This window comes from Streptomyces sp. NPDC101165 (assembly GCF_044768135.1).
Classification (GTDB): Bacteria; Actinomycetota; Actinomycetes; order Streptomycetales; family Streptomycetaceae; genus Streptomyces.
The window spans coordinates 239,557-259,805 of the sequence record NZ_JBIWPG010000014.1 but is presented as its reverse complement, the minus strand read 5'-3'; the positions used below and the strand labels follow the sequence as shown (position 1 = coordinate 259,805).

Sequence of the window (20,249 nt, the reverse complement as noted above, 5' to 3'; positions counted from 1 at the left end):
GTGCTGGCGACCAGCTCGGTCAACTTCGACGTCTCCGTCTTCGAGATCTTCACTGCCCTCAGCCAGGGGGCCACCGTGGAGGTGGTCCGGGACGTCCTCGTGCTCGGTGAGCGGGAGGGCGTGGAAGCCGACGTCGTTCATACGGTGCCGTCCGTCTTCGCCGAACTGCTTGATGATCTCGCCGACGGGACCGGGATCGGCACACTCGTCTTCGCCGGTGAGGGTCTGCCGGCGGCGTTGGTGGAGCGGGTGCGCTCGGTGCTGCCCGCGACGCGGGTGGTCAATGCGTACGGGCAGACGGAGAGCTTCTACGCCACCGCCTTCCCTGTCCCGGAGGAGTGGCGGGGCACCGGCGGCGTCCCGATCGGTGTGCCGATCGACAACATGCGCACCTACGTGCTGGGGCCGGGTCTGACACCGGTACCGCCGGGTGTGGTGGGCGAGTTGTATGTGGCGGGTGCGGTGGGGCGTGGCTATCACGGCCGGTCCGGGCTGACGGCGGAACGGTTCGTGGCGGATCCGTTCGGTCCTGCGGGGCAGCGGATGTACCGCACCGGGGATCTGGTTCGGTGGACGGCGGACGGCGTGCTGGAGTACGCGGGCCGCGCGGATGTCCAGGTCAAGGTGCGCGGTCAGCGGGTTGAGCCGGCCGAGGTGGAGGCGGTGCTGGCTTCCCAGCCGGCTGTCGCGCAGGCGGTGGTGGTCGCCCGGGCGGGTCGCGGCGGGGGAACTCGGCTCGTCGCCTACGTCGTGACGACGGACTCCGTCGGCGGAGTCAACGACAGCGGCGAGCTGGAATTCGAGGCGCACGCCGGTGTGTCGGTGGCGGAGCTGCGAGCGTTTGTGTCGGGGCGGTTGCCGGAGTTCATGGTGCCGTCGGCGTTCGTGATGCTGGAGCGCCTGCCGTTGATGGCCAACGGCAAGCTGGACCGGGCCGCCCTGCCCGAGCCGGAGTTCACCGAGACCGTCTACCGCGCTCCGTCGAACCCGGCCGAGCGGGTTCTGGCCTTGGTCGTGGCGGAGGTGCTGGGTCTGGACCGGGTCGGTGTCGATGACGACTTCTTCGCTGTGGGCGGGGATTCGATCCGGTCGATCCAGGTGGTGGCGCGGGCGCGCCGGCAGGGGATCGAGGTCACTCCGCGGCAGATCTTCGAGGCCCGGACGGTGGCCGAACTGGCCCGGGTGGCCTCGACGGCCGGTGACGTTGTCCGGCTGGAGGAGCTGGAGGGCGCTGGTGTCGGGTGGATGCCGTTGCCTCCGGCGGGGCGGTTCCTGCTGGAACAGGGCGATGCGTACGACCGGTTCGCGATGGCCGCGCTGCTGCAGCTGCCGGAGGGTATCGATGAGTCGGGTCTGACCGCGACGCTGGCCGCAGTGATCGACCATCACGATGTCCTGCGTTCCAGGCTGTTGCCGCAGGAGGGCTCCCTGGACGTGCAGCCCGCGGGAATGGTCCCGCTCACTGGTCTGATTCACCGGGTCGAATGTGACGGCTCGTGGGATGCGGCTTGGCAGGAGCGGGCGGGTGTGGAGCTGGATGCGGCGGCGGGCCGGCTGGATCCGCGGGGCGGGGTGATGGCGCAGTTCGCATGGTTCACCCCCACCGACGACACCCTTGCGGGGCGGCTGCTGGTGGTGCTGCACCATTTGGTGGTGGACGGGGTGTCCTGGCGGATCCTGGTCCCGGACCTGGCCGCGGCCTGGCAACAGACCCGCGCCGGCCGGCCGGTCGTCCTGGATCCGGTGGGCACCTCCATGCGCCGCTGGACCCACGCGCTCACAGACCAGGCCACCAGCCAGGCGGAACAGCTACCGGTGTGGCGGGAGATCCTCGACGGCCCCGACCCGGTCCTGGGCAGGCGTCGCCCGGACCCGGCAGTGGATGTCATGGCCACGGTGGAATCGGTACGCATCACGGTCCCGGTGGAGGTGACCCGGGCCCTGCTGAGCACCGTGCCGGCCGCCTTCCATGCCGGGGTCGACGACGGCCTGCTGACCGCACTCGCCCTGGCGGTGGCCAGATGGCGCGCCGAACGCGGCATGGCTGAGTCCTCGGTGCTGGTGCGGCTGGAGGGACACGGCAGAGAGCAGGACCTGGTGCCGGGTGCGGACCTGTCCCGCACGATGGGCTGGTTCACCAGCATGTTCCCCGTCCGTCTGGACGTGACCGGCTGCGACCTCGACGAAGCATTCACCGCCGGTGCAGCCGCCGGCCGGGCCGTCAAGCAGGTCAAGGAACAACTGCGGGCCATCCCGCACAAGGGCGTCGGCTACGGCCTGCTACGCCACCTCAACTCCGACACCGCCGAAGAGCTGGCCGGACTGTCGGATCCGCAGATCGGGTTCAACTACCTCGGTCACCTCTCCACCGCCGACATGCCCCAGCACCTGCGCGGTGAAGGCTTCACCCCCGTCCTGGGCGCCGGCGAACTCATCCCCACACCCGACCCGGACATGCCCGCGATGTCCGCGCTGGAGATCAACGCCCTGGTCACCGACACCGGCCACGGCCCCCAGCTGACCGCCCTGCTCTCCTACCCCACCGGCATCTGGGACCAGACCGACATAGACGAACTCGCCCAGCACTGGCAGTCCGCCCTGAAGGCCCTCACCCGCCACGCCACCACCCCCGGCGCCGGCGGCCTGACCCCCACCGACCTCCCCCTCCTCACCACCACCCAGAGGGACATCGACACCTGGGAGAGCAACTACCCCGGCCTGACCGACGTCTGGCCCCTCACTACGATCCAGTCCGGCCTCCTCTTCCACGCGAAGCTCGCCGACACCGAGTTCGACGTGTACCACGTGCAGATGGTCTTCCACCTGGCCGGACAGGTGGACCCACAGCGACTCCGCACCGCCGGACAGGCCCTCCTGGACCGCCACCCCAACCTGCGCGCCGCCTTCGTGGCCGACGCCACCGGAGACCTCGTCCAACTCATACCCGGCACAGTCGAGTTGCCGTGGCGGTTCCTCGATCTGCGGCACCTGGACGGTGAGGAACGGGACGCGGTCTTCGAGCAGTTCGTCGCCGAGGACCGGAGCGTCCACTTCGACCCGGAGAGGCCGCCCCTGTTCCGCCTGGCGCTGGTCCTGACGGACGACGAGCGGTCCGAGCTAGTCCTCACAGGACACCATGTGCTGTTCGACGGCTGGTCGCTGCCGCACATCGTGCACGACCTGATGCACCTCTACGGCTCCGACGGTGACACCGACGGGCTCCCGAGGATCCGCAGTTATCGCGACTACCTCGACTGGCTCGCCCACCGCGACCGGGAAGCGGCCGCCCCTGCCTGGGCCGAGGAGCTGACGGGCGTAGAGGGGCCGACGCTCCTCGTGCCGCGCACCGAGCCGGTGGTCGCGTCCGGTCTCGGCAACGTGGAGGTGCCCATCGAGGACGCCCGTGCCCTGTCGCGGTGTGCCGCGGCACTCGGCGTCACCCTCAACACCCTCGTCCAGGGCACCTGGGCCATCCTTCTCTCCGCCCTCACCGGCCAGAACGACGTCGTCTTCGGCGCCACCGTCTCCGGACGCCCCGCCGACCTCCCCGGGGTCGACGAGATGGTGGGCATGTTCATCAACACCCTCCCCGTCCGCGTCGACTGCACTCCCGCGCAGACCCTCGCCGACCTCCTCACCACCCTCCAGAGCCGGCAGGCCGCCCTCCTCGACCACCACCACTACGCCCTCGCGGACATCCAGCGGGACAGCGGGATGAGCACCCTGTTCGACACCCTGGTGCTGTTCGAGTCGTATCCGGTGGACCGGTCCGGCATCTCCCGGGCCACGACGGCGGCCGACATCGAGGTCACCGGCCTGCGGCCGTTCGCGGGTTCCCACTACCCCATCACGCTGACCGCCTCCGCCGAACCCCATCTGCGGCTGTCGCTGCAGTACCAGCAGGGTGTGGTCGAGCCCGGGACGGCGGCCGACGTCGCCGCGCGGTTCACCCGCGTCCTGCGCCAGGTCGTCGCCGACCCCGGACGGCGGCTGAGCGCCGTCGACGTACTGACCGCCGACGAGCGCGAGCGGCTCCTGGTCGAGCTCAGTGCCACGGCCGCGCCCACCCCGGACCGGACGGTCGTCGAACTCTTCGAACGGCAGGCCCTCGCCACTCCGGACGCGGTCGCGGTCGTCGCCGGTGACGACTCCCTCTCCTACGGCGAGGTGGACGCCCGGGCGAACCGGCTCGCGCACCACCTGATCCGTCAGGGGGTGGGGATCGAGTCCGTGGTGGCCGTGACGTTGCCGCGGTCGGCGGACCTCGTCGTCGCGCTGTTGGCCGTGCTGAAGGCCGGAGGCACGTATGTGCCGATCGACCCGGACCACCCGGCGACCCGCGTCGAGTACGTACTCGGTGATGCGCGGCCTGTGGTCACCCTCGCCCCGGACATCCTGACCGCCGACCTGAGCGGCTGCCCGGACACCAAACCGGACACCGCGCGCGTGACGATGGCCAACGCCGCCTACGCGATCTACACCTCCGGTTCCACCGGGCGGCCGAAGGGCGTGGTGATCTCCCACGGAGCGCTCGGCAACCTGCTGGCCTCGATGGGCGAGCAGTTCCCGCTGCGGTCCGAGGACCGCCTGCTGGCTGTGACCACGATCGCCTTCGACATCGCGGCGTTGGAGGTGTTCCTGCCCCTGCTGTCCGGCGCCCGCGTGGTGATCGCCCCCAAGGAGATCGGCACCGATCCCGCCGCGGTCCTGGAGCTGATCGAGAGCCGGGGCATCACGGCCGTCCAGGCGACCCCGACGCTGTGGCAGATGCTCGTGACGCACCGGCCGGAGGGACCGCGCGGACTGCGTGTCCTGGTGGGCGGGGAGGCGCTGCCCGCCGCTCTCGCCGAGACGCTGTGCGAGGAGGCACGGGAGGTCGTCAACGTCTACGGGCCGACCGAGACCACCATCTGGTCCACCACCTCCCGGGTGCTGCCCCGCTCCGGCACGCCGCCGATCGGCCGGCCCCTGGCCAACACCCGGGCGTACGTACTGGACGGCGCGTTGCGCCCGGTCGCCCCCGGTGTGGTGGGCGAGCTGTACCTCGCCGGTGACGGTCTGGCACGCGGGTATCTGAACCGGCCGGGGCTGACTGCGGAGCGGTTCGTGGCCGACCCCTTCGGCGCGGGACGGCGCATGTACCGTACGGGCGACCTGGTACGCCTGCGGGCCGACGGACAGCTCGACTACGTGGGCCGTGCCGATTTCCAGGTGAAGGTGCGCGGCTTCCGGATCGAGCTGGGCGAGATCGAGTCGGTGCTGGCCTCGCACCCGGCGGTCGGGCAGGCGGTCGTGGTGGCCCGCGAGGACCGGCCCGGAGACCAGCGCCTGGTGGCGTACGTCGTGCCGGACACCGAGAGCTCCGACGCCGGCGCGCAGGCACAGGTCGAGGAGTGGCGCGAGGTCTACGAACTGGCATACGAGGAATCCCGGGAAACGGCCTGGGGCGAGGACTTCGCCCTGTGGACGTCGGTCTACACCGGCGAGCCGATCCCGCTGCCGGAGATGCACGCGTGGCGGGACGCCGCCGTCGCGCAGATCCTGCGCGGCGCCCCGCGCCGGGTCCTCGAACTGGGCGTCGGAGCAGGCCTGCTGGCGGCGAAGGCGGTCGGTGAGGTCGACGAGTACTGGGGCACCGACCTGTCCGCCTCCGCCGTCGAGCGGCTGCGTCACCAGGCGGAGGAGGCCGGGTACGGACGGCAGGTGCGGCTGCGCTGCCAGCCCGCCGACGATGCCACGGGCCTGCCCCTCGGCTACTTCGACACGGTCGTCCTCAACTCCGTGGCGCAGTACTTCCCCGGCACCGAGTACCTCGACCAGGTGCTGCGGACCGCACTGGACCTGCTCGCCCCGGGCGGCCGGATCGTCGTCGGCGACGTGCGCCACGCCGGGTCGCTGAAGGTTCTCCAGGCCGCGGTGCAGTCGGCGGCCCGCCCGGAGGCGCCCCCGGCCGAAGTGCGCGGCGCCGTCGAGCAGGCGGTGCTGCGGGAGAAGGAACTCGTCGTCGACCCCGAGTGGTTCACCGTGTGGGCCGAGGCCAACGCGGTGGAGGCGGTGGACGTCCGGCTCAAGAACGGCCGGGTCCACAACGAACTCACCCGGTACCGCTACGAGGTGGTGCTGCACAAGGCGCCGGCCGACACCCTCGACCTGCACGCGGCCCCCACCCTCTCCTGGGGTCAGGACGTCGACGACCTGGAGGGGCTGGCCGAGGAGTGCCGGGCCGGTGGCGGCGGACCGCTGCGGGTGGCAGGGATCCCCAACGCTCGGCTGCGCGGCGACTTCGCGACGGCGGTCGACCTGTCGCTCGTCGCCGCCTCCGGAACCGCGGGTCCCTCCCTGGACCCGCAGGACCTCCAGGAGTGGGCGGACCGGCAGGGCTGGGGCCTGATCGCGACCTGCTCCGCCGACGCCGTGGAGTGCTTCGACGCGATCGTGCTGCCCGACGGCCCGGTGGCCGGGCGGACGGTCCGCGGAGGGTTCACCCCCTCCGGCCGAACCGGCCGTCCCCTGGCGAACGATCCGTCCGGAACGCGGGACGTGGGCGCGCTGGCGATGCGGCTGCGCGGCTACGTGCGAGAGCGGCTTCCGGACTACATGGTGCCGTCCGACGTACTGGCTGTCGCCGAACTGCCCAGGACGCCCAACGGAAAGCTCGACCGGCGGGCGCTGCCGGCGCCCGACCGCGCCGGGGCCGCGTCCTCCGGACGCAGGCCGCGCGACCCGCGCGAAGAGATGCTGTGCGCCCTGTTCGCCGAGGTGCTCGGGCTGCCCGAGATCGGCATCGACGACGACTTCTTCGCCCTGGGCGGTCACTCGCTGCTCGCCACCCGGCTGATCAGCCGCATCCGTACCGAACTCGGCGTCGACATCCCCATCCGTGTGCTGTTCGAGTCCCCGACCGTTGCCGACCTCTCCGGCCTCGCCCAGACGATGGCCGCGTCCCGTCGGCCCCTTCTGCGCAAGATGACCGAGGAGTGAGAGGCCAAATGATCCCGTTGTCGTTCGCCCAGCGCCGGCTGTGGTTCATCCACCAGCTCGAAGGCCCGTCCGCCACGTACAACATGCTGGCCGTCCTGCGCATGAAGGGCGTCCTGGACGTGGTGGCCCTGAGGGCAGCGGTCAGGGACCTGGTGGGCAGGCATCAGCCGCTGCACACGATGGTCGCCGAGAACGAGGACGGCGTGCCCTACCAGCGGATCATCCCGATGGAGCAGGTCACGCTCGACGTCCCGCTCATCGAGGTGACCGCCGAGGAGCAGGGCGCCGCGATCACCGCGGCGGTCACCTACCCGTTCCGGCTGGCCGACGAGGTACCCGTGCAGGCGCGGATCCTGCGGATCGCTCCCGAGGAGCATGTGTTCGTGCTGGTCGCCCATCACTTCGCCTGCGACGGCGAGTCCACCGCGCCGATGGCGCGGGACCTGGTGGCCGCCTACACCGCGCGCCGGGAGGGCAGGGCACCGCAGTGGACCCCGCTGGAGATCCAGTACAGCGACTACACGCTGTGGCAGCGGGAGCTCCTCGGCGACGAGTCCGATCCGGACAGCCTGTTGGCCGGTCAGGTCAGGTACTGGCAGAAGGAACTCGTGGGCGTCCCGCAGCCCTTGCGGCTTCCGCTCGACCGGCAGCGGCCCCCCATGGCCAGCCATCGTGGCGACGTCGTGGAGTTCGACCTGGACGCCGATCTGACGGCCGGCCTGGAGAAGATCGCCACCGCTCACGGGGCGACGGTGTCGATGGTGCTGCAGGCCGCGATCGCCGTGCTGTTCCATCAGGTCGGCGGCGGCGACGACGTGACCATCGGGGCGCCGATCGCGGGCCGCACCGAGGAAGCCCTGGCCGATCTCGTCGGGTTCTTCGTCAACACCTGGGTACTGCGCACGGACCTGTCGGGAAATCCGGCCTTCACCGAACTCGTCGAGCAGGTGCGCGGGAAGGCGCTGAGCGCGTACGACAACCAGGACGTGCCGTTCGAGCGGCTGGTGGAGCTGCTCAACCCCGACCGCTCCACCGCGTACCAGCCGCTGTTCCAGGTGATGTTCGCCTGGCACAACGTCACCGAGGCCGATTTCGGCATGCCCGGTCTCGAGGTGGCCGTGGAGCCGGCCCTGACCAAGTCCGCCAAGTTCGACCTGTTCTTCAACATGGCGGGCAATCCGGGGCAGCGGGGAGCCTGGGGCAGCCTCGAGTACGCCACCGACCTGTTCGACCGGGAGACGGTGGAGCGGCTCGTGGGCCGGTTCCAGCGGCTGCTGCGGCAGGTCGTCCAGGACCCGCGGATCCGCGTGGGCGCGGTGGACGTCCTGGAGCCGGGGGAGCGAGAGCGGGTGGTCACCGAGTGGAACGCCACCGCCCACGAGGTTCCGGCGCGGACCCTCGGCGCGGCCTTCGAGGAGCAGGTCGAGCGCACCCCCGACCGGCCCGCCCTCGTCTTCGAGGGGGAGACGCTGAGTTACCGGGAGCTGAACGAGCGCGCCAACCGGCTCGCGCACTGGCTGATCGAGCGGGGCGCGGGCCCCGAGCGGATCGTCGCCGTCCGGCTGCCTCGCTCCTTCGACCTGCTCACCGCCATCTACGGCGTCGTCAAGTCCGGGGCCGCATACCTGCCGATCGAGACCGACGTGCCCGAAGACCGGGTCGCCCACCTCCTCGCGGACGCCGCACCGCTGCTGACGCTCACCGAACTGCCCGACACCTCCGGCAGTCCGGCCACGAACCCGGACGTGGCGGTGACGCCGGCCCATGCCGCCTACGTCATCTACACCTCCGGATCGACGGGCGGCCCCAAGGGAGTCGTCGTCTCGCACCGCTCGATCATGAACCGCATCGCCTGGGGCCACGACCGGTACGGACTCCTCGACGGCGACCGGATGATGCTGAACACGTCCGTGGGCTTCGACGTCTCGGTCCCGGAGCTGTTCTGGCCGCTGCAGGTCGGCTCGGCCATCGTGATCCCCCGCCCCGACGGGCACCGTGATCCTGCCTACCTCGCGCGGCTGATCCAGGAGCAGGACGTCTCCGAGATCAACATGGTGCCGTCCTTGCTGGCCGCGTTCGTCGCCGAGCCCGCCGCGAGCGGCTGCACCGGGCTGCGCCGGGTGGAGGCCGCCGGGGAGGCGCTGCCCGTGGACCTCGCAGGCCGCTTCGCCTCCGTGCTGCCGTACACCGAACTGCACAACCTCTACGGGCCCACCGAGGCGGCCGTCGAGGTGACCGCGTGGCAGCACCGCCCCGAGGAGGGCGCCACCAGCGTGCCGATCGGCGCGCCGATCTGGAACACCCAGGTGTACGTGCTGGACGGTGCGCTGCGTCCGGTCGCCCCCGGTGTGGTGGGCGAGCTGTACCTGGCGGGCGCGGGCCTGGCGCGTGGGTATCTGAACCGGCCGGGGCTGTCCGCGGAGCGGTTCGTGGCCGATCCGTTCGGTGCGGGTACGCGGATGTACCGCACGGGCGACCTGGTGCGCTGGCGGCGTGACGGTGTGCTCGACTACGTGGGCCGTGTCGACTTCCAGGTGAAGGTGCGCGGCTTCCGGATCGAGCTGGGAGAGATCGAGTCGGTGCTGGCCTCGCACCCGGCGGTGGACCAGGCGGTCGTGGTGGCCCGCGAGGACCGGCCCGGAGACCAGCGCCTGGTGGCGTACGTGGTGACGGACGGCCGGGACGCCGAGGACAGCGGTGACGAGCGGGACGGGGCGGACACCGACTCCCTGGCGACCCGGCTCCGTGAGCACGTCGCCGCGCGGCTGCCGGAGTACATGGTGCCGTCCGCGGTGATCCCCCTCGCGGAGATCCCCCTGACCTCCAGCGGAAAGCTGGACCGCCGGTCCCTGCCGCTGCCCCGGTACACCGAGACGGCCACCGGCAACCGGCCGCGCAACCGGCGCGAGGAGGTCCTCTGCGAGATGTTCGCGGAGGTGCTGGGCCTGCCCGGCGTCGGCATCGACGACGACTTCTTCGCCCTGGGCGGCCACTCGCTGCTGGCCGCCGGCCTCATCGGGCGCATCCGGCAGGAGTTCGGCATCGACCTCGCCATCCGGTCGGTGTTCCGCGCCCCCACGGTCGCCCAGCTCGCGGCGCGGCTGATTCCCAACAGCATCCCCGACGAGCTCGACGACCCCTTCGCGGTGGTGCTGAAGTTCCGGACCGAGGGCGCCCGGCCCCCGCTGTGGTGCATCCATCCGGGCGGCGGCCTCAGCTGGTCCTACCTCGGCTTCACGCCCCACTTCAAGGACCGGCCCGTCTACGGCATCCAGGCACGCGGCTACGACGGCACCTCCGAACTTCCCTCGTCCGTCGACGAGATGGTCGCCGACTACATCGAGCAGATGCTGACGCTCCAGCCCGACGGCCCCTTCCACCTGCTCGGCTGGTCCTACGGCGGCACCATCGCCCACACCCTCGCGGCCGAACTCGAGCGGCGCGGCCACGAGGTGGCGCTGCTCGCCCTCCTCGACTCTCCGACGGGCAGCGTCTTCGCGGCGCAGGACGACGTGGCGCACATGGACGCCCGTGCCGCCCTGGAGGAGTACATCAGCCGTTTCGCGGATCCTGCCGAGCACGAGCGGCTGCTGACGGCGGCCACCAAGGTGCTCGCCAACAACATGGCGGTCATGAAGGGATTCGCGTCGCCCGTCTTCACCGGCCGGGCGCTGTACTTCCAGGCCGCCCTCGACGAACGGAAGGAGTCCTTCGCGCCCCTGTGGGAGAAGCACGTTCTGGGCGGTGTGACGGAACACGACGTGCAGAGCACCCACCTCGAGATGAACATGCCCGAACCCGTGGCCGAGGTCTGCGCCGTCATCAACAGCGAACTCGGTGAAGGGAAATAGCCGCGATGCCCACCACTTCCGGGGAGACCTCCATGGAAAGCAGTGACACCATGACGTACGACGTCGTGGGAGCAGGTTTCGGGCCGGCCAACCTGTCGCTCGCCGTCGCGCTTCAGGAACGCCGGGAAGGCGGCACGCCCCGGCCGACCGCCGCCTTCTTCGAGCGGAAGCCGGAGCTCGGGTGGCATCGGGGAATGCTGCTGCCGGGTGCGAAGATGCAGATCTCGTTCCTGAAGGACCTCGTCACCTTCCGCAATCCGGCATCGCCGTTCAGCTTCGTGTCATATCTGCACGCGAGGGGCCGGCTGCCCCAGTTCGTGAACAACCAGGACTTCTTCGCCACTCGCCATGAGTTCCACGACTATCTGGACTGGGCGGAGGCGAAACTGGCCCACCAGGTCACCTACGGCGCGGAGATCACGCAGATCCGGGTGCCCGCGTCGGGCCGGCGCGGCGAAGCGATCGAGTGCCTGGAGGTCGAGGTGCGAGGGGACTCGCTCCCGGGCGGCACCAGGGTGCTCACCGCGCACAACATCGTGATATCGACCGGGCTCGTGCCCCGCATGCCCGCGGGAGTGCAACGCGACGAACGGGTCTGGCACAGCTCGGAGTTCCTGGACCGGTTCACGGCCTGGAACCCCGGCGAGCTGAAGCGGGTGGCGGTCGTCGGGGCGGGGCAGAGCGCCGCCGAAGTCGTCAGGTACCTGTACGACGCCCTGCCCGACGCGTCCATCACGGCGATCCTCCCGCCGTACGGCTATGCGCTCGCGGACAACACCCCGTTCGCCAACCGGGTCTTCGACCCCTCAGCCGTGGACGACTACTACTACGGCTCCGAACGCTCCAAGGACGTCATCTGGCAGCACCACAAGAACACCAACTACTCGGTCGTCGACGACGAGGTCATCAAGGGCCTGCACGAACGGGTCTACGGCGACGAGGTGGCGGGCCGCAACCGGATCGAGTTCCTCAACCTGTCCCGGGTCTGCGGCGTCAAGCGCGCCGCGGACGAGACGCGCGTCACCGTCATGTCGGTCGCGACCGAGGAGACCCGCGAACTCGACGTGGACGTCCTGGTCTGCGCCACCGGCTACGACCCGATGAACCCCGCCCCGATCCTCGGCGAACTCGACTCGCTGTGCCTGCGCGACGCCCGGGGGCGCTACCGCGTCGAACGTGACTACCGGCTCGCCACGGCACCCGAATTGCGCTGCGGCATCTATCTGCAGGGCGGCACGGAGCACACGCACGGTCTGACGTCCTCGCTGCTGTCGAACCTCGCCGTGCGCAGTGGCGAGATCGTGGCGTCGCTGCTGGACCGCCGCAAGTAGCACAGCCCCGACGAACTTCGACCCGAAAGGGATTCCCACCATGAGCACCAACCCGTTCGACGACACCGACGGCCGCTTCTACGTCCTGGCGAACGACGAGGAGCAGCACTCCCTGTGGCCCACCTTCGCCGAGGTGCCGGCCGGCTGGCGCATCGTCTTCGGAGAGTCCGACCGTGCGTCGGCGCTGGAGTACGTCGAGAAGAACTGGCCCGACATCCGGCCCAGGAGCCTGCGCGAGGCCATGGCCGCCGATGCCGCGACCGCCGGCGTCCAGGGAGCCTGAGCAGCCGATGCGAGCCATACCTCTGGTGTGCGTGCCGTTCGCCGGAGCGGGGGCCTCCTTCTTCCACCCGTGGGAAGCCCTGGCCGGCGAGAAGCTGCGGATCGTGGCGGTACAGCCGCCGGGCCGCGAGTGGAAGCTCGTCGAGGAGCCGTACCGGGACGCCGCGCAGGCCGCCGCCGGGCTGCTGCCCGAGATCGTCGAGGAGATCGGCGACACGGGCCGGGTAGCGCTCTTCGGCCACAGCCTGGGGGCCGTCCTGGCCTACGAACTCGCCCATCTGCTGGCCGCCCGCTCCGGCATCGAGCTCGTCCGTCTCTTCGTCAGCGGTTCACCCGGCCCATGGACCAGGCGCCCCGTCCAGGCCACCGGGCTGGACGACGAGCAGTTCCTGGCCCGGGTCCGGGAGTTCGCCGGATACCGCCACGACGCCCTGGAGAACGAGGAGATGCGCGAGCTGATCCTGCCGGTGCTGCGGGCCGACGTGGAGATGCACGAGAACTACACACCCAGCACGGACCGGCCGCTGCCGGCGCCGATCACCGCCCTGCGGGCCCGTGGCGACGAACTCGTCACCGGCGAGCAGACGGGGGAGTGGAGCAAGGCCACCAGCAGCGAATTCACGCTCGTCGAGGTGGACGGCGGTCACATGTACCTGACCGAGGACACGGCCGGGCTGCTGCGGCTGATCGAGGACGAGGTCACCCGGGCATGAGCGGCCGTGCCCGAAGCAACGCCGTCTACCGAGGAGGGGAGCCATGCGCCTGGCCGGAAAGACCGCCGTCATCACCGGTGCCGCACGCGGCGTCGGACGGACCTGTGCCACCGTCTTCGCCGAGGAGGGCGCCGACCTCGTCCTCCTCGACATCGCCGACGACATCCCCGGTGTGCCCTACCCGCTGGGTTCCGCCGGACAGTTGGCGCACACCGCCGAGCTGTGCCGCAAGCACGGCGTCACCGTGCTCACCCGGCAGGCGGACGTCCGCGACCTCGACGCCGTTGAGCACGTCGTCGACGAGGCGCACGAACGTCTCGGCCGCATCGACGTGCTGGTGAACAACGCGGGCATCGCCGCCCCCTCGGGCCGGACGACCCACGAGATCACCGAGGCCGAGTGGCAGCTCATGATCGACATCGATCTGTCCGGTGCCTGGCGGATGACCCGGGCGGTCGGGCGGATCATGACCGAACAGCGCGCCGGAAGCATCGTCAACGTCGCCTCCACCGCGGGCCTGGTCGGCTACCGGCACTTCGCCGGGTACGTCGCCGCCAAGCACGGTGTGGTCGGCCTCAGCAAGGCCGCGGCCCTCGACTACGCCCCGATGAAGGTCCGGGTCAACGCGCTGTGCCCCGGCTCGGTCCGGGACGACTTCGGGGCGGAGGGGCGGATGCTCTCGGAGATCGCGAGGTCCCTGGACGTCCCGGTCGCCGAGCACGAGGAGACCTTCCTCCAGTCGCAGCCCATGAACGCCCTCGTGGAACCGGAGGACGTCGCAGCGGCCGCCCTCTGGCTGGCCTCCGACGAATCCCGGCAGGTCACGGGGTCCGTTGTCACCGTAGACGGCGGATTCACCGCACGCTGAGCGCGGATCCGCCAATCGCAGGGAGAGATGGTGCTCAGGACACATCACTGCCGGGACCGGGCGCGCGGGGACGAGGCGCGTGACTGCCACGCGCTGCGGGTACGGCTGACACGCCCGGCCGACCCGGAACCGCTCGCCCGGCGCCTGGCCGCGCTCGATGGCAGAGTCCGCCTCTGGATCGAGGACGTCCCGTCGGCCCGCGACGAGCCGGAGGCCGTCCGCCTCCGCGCGCGTGAACTGGCCCGGCCGGCAGCCGCCCGGTTCGGCCTGCGCGCGGTTCTGCTCGGGTACACCGGTGGCGAGGCCGACCTGCTCCTCGTGGCCCACCGCGCGGTGTTCGGCCGGCGCTCCCTCCACGCCCTGGCCCGCGCGGTGCTCGGCGACGGCACCGCGGTGCCGGAGCGGAACGATGCCGACGTCCGCGGGACCGGGAGCGAGGAGGCGGATCCCGCGTGGGGTCTCGGCGATCCGGACTTCGGAGAGGAATGGGTCGAGGAGCGGATCGGACCACCCGGGGACGGTGCCGATGAACCGGCCGCCTGGCTGGCCGCGCTCACCGTCCTGCTCGCCCGCTACGAACCGCGCGAGCGGCCGGTCGTGGCGGCCCTCGGTGCCCGCAAGGACGAGGAACCCGTGCTGGTGCGGGCCGAGTCGGACGGGATCACCACGCTCGGCGAGGTCACCGCCTGGTTCCGTGACCGCCTCACCGCCGACCCACCCACGACGGCGCACCCTGTGACCGCCGGGATCGTCTTCGACCCGGACCGTTCCGAGGAGGGGACCGAGTACATACCGTTCCTCGCGCCCCCGTTCCCCCTCACGATCACCCTGACGCGGACCCCGGCCGGAGCGCTCGACGTGCGCTGCCACTCCCGTCCGCGCATCGTACGGCCGGCGATCGCCCACCAGTTCGTACGGCATCTCGTCGAGGTGCACCGCCAGGTCAGCGAGAAACCGTGGCTGCCGGCCGCCGCCGCCAAGCTGCTCCGCGGGCCCGAGCGGGAACAGGTGCTCGCCCTAGGGCGCCCCGCGCGGGAGCTGGAGAGCACGGCGCGGCGCATCGACGAGGTCTTCGCCGAGCGGGCCGCAGCACAGCCCGACGCGGTGGCGCTGTCGGACGAGGCCATCCAGGTCACCTACCGCGGTCTCGACCAGTGGGCCGACCGGCTCGCCCACGGTCTGCGCGAGGCGGGCGTGCGCGACGGCGACCTGGTGGGGGTCTGCCTGGAGCGGTCCGCGGAACTGGTGGCGGTGCTGCTCGCCGTGCTCAAGGCGGGCGCGGTGTACGTGCCGCTGGATCCCGCCTACCCGGCCGAACGGCTCGCCTACACGGTGACGAACTCCGGGCTCGGTGTGGTGGTCACCACCCTCACCGACTTCCCGGTCCCCGACGAGAGGGTCCGGCAGGTCACCCCCGCCCTCCTCGCGGAACGCGGCGCGCGCGGCGGTGACGGACCACCCTCGAGCACCACCGGCGCAGCCGGTCCGGCCTATGTCATCTACACCTCGGGCTCCACCGGGCGGCCCAAGGGCGTGCTCGTCCCGCACGCCAATGTCGTAGGTCTGCTCGACGCCACCCGCGAGGATTTCGAGCTGAGCACTGCCGACGTGTGGACGTTCTTCCACTCCGCCGCCTTCGACTTCTCCGTCTGGGAGATCTGGGGGTGCCTCCTGACCGGCGGGCACCTCGTGGTCGTGCCGTACTGGGTCTCCCGGTCCCCGGAGCAGTTCCGCGACCTGCTGCTGGCCCGGCAGGTCACCGTGCTCAACCAGACCCCGTCGGGCTTCGCCCAGCTGATGGAGGCCGACCGGGCGCACGCCGTGGGGCTGGCGGTCCGGCTGGTGATCTTCGGCGGCGAGCCGCTCGACACCCGGCCGCTGCTGCCGTGGCTCGACCGCTACCCGGAGTCCCGCTGCCGGCTCGTGAACATGTTCGGCATCACCGAGACCACGGTGCATGTCACCGCCGAGACCATCACACGGGAACTGGCCCTCACGGCCTCCAGGTCGGTGGGCCGGCCGCTGCCCGGCTGGTATCTCTGCGTTCTCGACAAGCACCGGGCACCGGTGCCTCCGGGTGTCGCCGGCGAGATCTACGTCGGTGGGGCCGGGGTCGCTCTCGGGTATCTCCGGCGGCCGGAGCTGACCGCCGAGCGGTTCCTGCCCGACCCGTTCACCGGCGGGCGCATCTACCGCACCGGTGACCGCGGCAGGATGCGGCCCGACGGCAGGCTGGAGCACCTCGGCCGGATCGACAACCAGATCAAGCTGCGTGGATTCCGCATCGAGCTCGACGAGATCCGTTCGGTGCTCGCCGAGAGCCCCGGCGTGGCAGCGGCCGTCGTCGTACTGCGCCAGGAGGACCCGGCCGACGCCGCCACCGGCCGGCTGGATGCCTATGTGGTCCTGACCGAGGGCAGCACAACGGGGCTGCGTGACCGGGCGGCCCGCATGCTCCCCGAGTACATGCTGCCGGCCACCATCACTGCGCTGCCGTCCCTGCCGACGACCGCCAACGGCAAGGTGGACCTGGCGGCCCTGCCGGCACCGGACGCGGCGCCCGCGGCGAGCGCCCCGGACGGGGCGCGGCGGTGGACCGGCGACGAACTGTGCGACGACCTGCTCGACGTCTGGGGGCAGCTCTTCGGAGTCTCCGTGCAACCGTCCGACGACTTCTTCCGGCTCGGCGGGAACTCCCTGCTCGCGGTCCGCCTGGCCGCGGTGATGCGGGAGCGGGGCCTTCCCGCACTGCATCCGCGCACGCTGTACCTGAACCCCACGGTGCGCGGGCTCGCCGACGCCCTGCGGTCCTGACCGCGTTCCGGCAGGGACACGAAGAGGCTCGCCACCGCACTGCGGTGGCGGGCCTCTTCGTGTCCCTGCCGGGCCCTCCGGCTACAGGCGCACCGGAAGCCTGGCGAGCAGATGCACTCCGAGCGTGGAGTCGGTGTACTCCAGCTCCTCGCGCTGCACTGCGAGTTCCAGGCCGTCCCGCTTCAGCAGCAGATCGCCCAGGGCGACCTCGCTCTCCAGCTTGGCCAGCGCCGCCCCGACGCAGTAGTGCGGCCCGGCACCGAAACTCACATGGCCCTGGCCGCGCTTCATCTCGCGCCCGAGGTCGCAGCGTTCCGGATCCGGAAAGACCCGCGGATCGTAGTTGGCCGACAGGTACGAACCCGTCAGGGCCTCGCCCCGGCGGACCTGCACGCCGGCGAACTCCACGTCCTCGGTGGCGTAGCGGGGGCTGGCGAGCGGCACGGGGTTCGCCAGCCGCATCAGCTCGTCGATGGCGTGCGGCAGGAACTCGGGGGCGGCGCGCAGCCGTTCGAGCTGCTCGGGGTGGTCGAAGAGGGTCAGGACGGCGTTCGGGATGAAGTGCGAGGTGGAGTGGTGCCCCGCCCACACCAGCAGCAGCACCATCGCGATCATCTCGGCCTCGCTGAGCTGGTCACCGGACTCGTCCCGGGTGCGGACCAGCGTGGAGATCATGTCCTCGGCCGGCTCGGTGCGGCGCCGGGCGATCAGCTCCTTGGCGCACTCGACCATGCCCTGTGCGCTCGACACGACGTCGCCGTTCGCATAGTCGTTCATCAGCTTCCGCATGCGCGGCTGGTCGGCCTTGTCGATGCCGATGAGTTCGCAGATGACGGTGCCCGTCAGAGGTGAGGAGTACTCCTCGAGCAGATCGCCCTCTCCCTTCGCGGCCAGGGTGTCGAGCAGCTGCGCCGAGATCTCCTCCATGCCCGGACGCAGTGCCTTGATACGGCGCACAGCGAACGCGGGGGTGACCAGGCGGCGCAGTCGCGCGTGATCCTTGCCGTCCACGAACATCATGTTGTTGGCGTATCCGCGGAATTCTTCCCGGAATTCCTCGGGCAGGTCGTACACCGCCAGCATCTGGTCGACGACTCCCATGCCGTGGTGTCCGGGCACATTGCTGTAGTCCGTCACGAAACGCGGGTCGCTCAGCGCCGCTTTCACGTCCTCGCAGCGCGTGACCAGCCAGACCGGCGGAGCGCCGGGATTTCCCATGCGCACCAGCGGGGAATTCTCCCGAAGGCGGCCGTAGGCGCCGATCGGGTCATGGGTGAATTCAGGGTCCATCAGGCTGACGATGGGCTCAGCCATATACCGTCGTCTCCTTCTGCGCGGATGGTGTGGGGTTCAGACGGATGCCGTGGTGGTCGGCCCGGAACGCAGCTCCAGGACGCAGCACTTCACTCCGCCGCCGGCCTTGAGCAGTTCGGATATGTCGGTACCGAAGGTCCGGTAGCCGCGCTCCTGGAGCAGCTCCGCCAGACGCACGGCCTCCTGCGCGAGAACCACGTTCCGGCCGTCGGAGACCGCGTTGAGGCCGAAGACGGCCGCGTCCGGCTCCGTGGCGAGGATCGCGTCCGGGAAGCGTTCCTCGAGCAGCGAACGGCTCTGAGGCGCGAAGGCGCCCGGGTAGTACATGATCTCTTCGTCGTCGAGCACGGCGAGCGCCGTGTCCAGATGGTAGAAGCGCGGGTCGACCAGCTCCAGGCCGAGAACGGTCCGGCCGAAGTACGCGGCCGCCTCCTCGTGCGCCCGCGGTTCGGTGCGGAAGCCGGTGCCCGCGAGGACGGTGTCGCCCACGGTCAGGAAGTCGCCCTCGCCCTCACCCTGGAAGTCGGCCTGCCGCACGTCCCGGTAGCCGTGCTGCGGAAACCAGTCCAGGTACGTCCTGGCCTCGTCGGCCCGCTGCCCGTGACGGAACCGGGCGACCAGCACCCTGCCGTCCACGACGGTCGCCCCGTTGGCCGCGAACACCATGTCGGGCAGCCCGGGCTCGGGCTCGACCAGGTCCACGGTGTGACCGAGGCCCACCAGCAGGTCGTGCAGCCGCTTCCACTGGGACAGGGCCAGGTCTGCCGACGTGGGCTTGTCGGGGTTCATCCACGGGTTGATCGAGTAGTTCACGTCGAAGTAGGTCGGCCGGCACATCAGGTAATGCCGTGGCCGGGCAGTACGGATGTCCGTGGGGACTCGATTCTGAGGTTGCCTCGGCACTGCGGATCCCTTCGTTTCGACTGCGGATGTTCCCGGCGGCACAGGGGAATTCGGCGGAACCGGTAATGGCGTGCATATTCCGATTGGCGTGTCGGGGGCCGGAGAACAGCATGGGCAGGGCGGCCCGCCGGCCACAAGTGAGCCGGCTCCGCGGTGTCCCGCCGGCGGGACACCGCCGACGAAATGGTGAACTCACCGCACCGAAGCGGAAATTCTTCAGGCGGTGTCGACCCACCCGGTAGACCGGGCGCGGCGGATGTCGATCTGGCCGTACTTGGTGCGGGCGCGTACCTCGACGGTGTCCTCGGCGTCGCCGGGCACCTCGGTCGCGGCGAGCGTGTTGTGGACGCGGCCGTCGGCGGAACTGACGTCGAGGTAGGCGCCGGTGCCCTCGCGGACACCGATCTCGATGCTGCCGGTGTTGGACTCCAGCACGACCGTGCCGCGTGCCACCTCGCCGATGCGCAGACGGCCGTGGGTCGCCGTGGCGCTGACCGAGGCATGGGCCCGCTCGACGGTGATGTCGCCGGTGGCGCCCATGACGGTGAGGGCGTCGGTGACGTCGGTGACCGTGGTGGCACCGTGGGTGTTCTTCAGCACCGCGGGCCCGTCGATCGAGTGGAAGCGCAGATTGCCGGAGCTCGTGGCCGCCTCGGTGTGCCCGACCGCACGACCGACGGTGATGTTCCCGGAGTTGGCCGTCAGCCACACCGGGCCCGCTTCGTCCATGTGGATCGAGCCGGAGGCGGCTTTGACCCGGCACTCGCCGAGCCGCCCCTCGGTGACGAGGTCCCCCCAGTTGACCGAGGCCTCGATCTGGGAGCCGGCCGGCAGCGCGATGGTGATCTCGACGTTGCCGCCGCGGCTGAACACCGGGTACTGCTTGGGCGCCTTGACCGTCAGCTGTCCGTCGGCGAAGGAGACCTTCGTCTGCCTGGCGATGCGTACGTCGAGATCCCGGGACCTGTCGACCGGCTGGACGCCGACGACGGTGTCCCGGCGGTCCTCGGCGAGGAACCGGACGACCGCCCCGTCCATTTCCACGGAGGCGAGGATGGGCTTCGGAGTGTCGAAAGTGGGCATGGCTGTGCAGCTCCCGTCGGTGACGCGCTTGCTGATGCGTCGATGGTGGAGGACCCCCGACGGCTGACGCACCCATCTCGCGCAGCGCCGGCCGGTGCGGCGGCTGACG

10 protein-coding genes are annotated in these 20,249 nt (G+C 70.8%); 7 read left to right on the top strand and 3 right to left on the bottom strand.

What is annotated here, in order from left to right:
* Genes ACIRVH_RS29450 through ACIRVH_RS29420 form a run of 7 tightly spaced genes read left to right on the top strand, consistent with a single transcriptional unit; the run spans position 1 to position 16,840 of the window.
* The gene (locus ACIRVH_RS29450) at positions 1–6,981 is read left to right on the top strand and encodes an amino acid adenylation domain-containing protein (RefSeq protein WP_403959152.1); all 6,981 of its coding nucleotides are present in this window, start codon (positions 1–3) and stop codon (positions 6,979–6,981) included.
* Positions 6,982–6,989: 8 nt separating this feature from the next.
* On the top strand, positions 6,990–10,832 hold the full coding sequence (locus tag ACIRVH_RS29445; protein WP_403959150.1) for an amino acid adenylation domain-containing protein: 3,843 nt from the start codon (positions 6,990–6,992) through the stop codon (positions 10,830–10,832).
* Between the two features lie 32 nt (positions 10,833–10,864).
* Entirely contained in the window at positions 10,865–12,163 is a 1,299-nt protein-coding gene (locus ACIRVH_RS29440) for a lysine N(6)-hydroxylase/L-ornithine N(5)-oxygenase family protein (protein WP_403959147.1), read from the top strand.
* Between the two features lie 40 nt (positions 12,164–12,203).
* Positions 12,204–12,446, top strand: a complete 243-nt coding sequence (locus tag ACIRVH_RS29435) for an MbtH family protein (protein ID WP_403959144.1) — start codon at positions 12,204–12,206, stop codon at positions 12,444–12,446.
* 7 nt (positions 12,447–12,453) lie between these two features.
* Positions 12,454–13,158 (top strand): thioesterase II family protein, encoded by a 705-nt coding sequence (locus tag ACIRVH_RS29430; protein ID WP_403959142.1) that lies wholly within the window; start codon positions 12,454–12,456, stop codon positions 13,156–13,158.
* A gap of 43 nt (positions 13,159–13,201) precedes the next feature.
* A complete protein-coding gene (locus ACIRVH_RS29425; protein ID WP_403959140.1) occupies positions 13,202–14,026 on the top strand; it encodes an SDR family oxidoreductase in 825 nt (274 codons plus the stop codon).
* Positions 14,027–14,053: 27 nt separating this feature from the next.
* Positions 14,054–16,840, top strand: a complete 2,787-nt coding sequence (locus ACIRVH_RS29420; RefSeq protein ID WP_403959137.1) for an amino acid adenylation domain-containing protein — start codon at positions 14,054–14,056, stop codon at positions 16,838–16,840.
* Positions 16,841–16,921: 81 nt separating this feature from the next.
* Here ACIRVH_RS29420 and ACIRVH_RS29415 read toward each other — a convergent pair whose 3' ends face one another.
* The 3 genes from ACIRVH_RS29415 to ACIRVH_RS29405 form a co-directional block, all read right to left on the bottom strand.
* On the bottom strand, positions 16,922–18,154 hold the full coding sequence (locus ACIRVH_RS29415) for a cytochrome P450 (protein ID WP_403959134.1): 1,233 nt from the start codon (positions 18,152–18,154) through the stop codon (positions 16,922–16,924).
* Positions 18,155–18,190: 36 nt separating this feature from the next.
* Positions 18,191–19,021, bottom strand: coding sequence for a dimethylargininase (ddaH, locus tag ACIRVH_RS29410; protein ID WP_403959181.1), 831 nt, complete (start codon positions 19,019–19,021; stop codon positions 18,191–18,193).
* Between the two features lie 252 nt (positions 19,022–19,273).
* Complete coding sequence (locus ACIRVH_RS29405; RefSeq protein WP_403959131.1) at positions 19,274–20,140, bottom strand: DUF4097 family beta strand repeat-containing protein; 867 nt, start codon at positions 20,138–20,140, stop codon at positions 19,274–19,276.
* Positions 20,141–20,249: the final 109 nt, after the last annotated feature.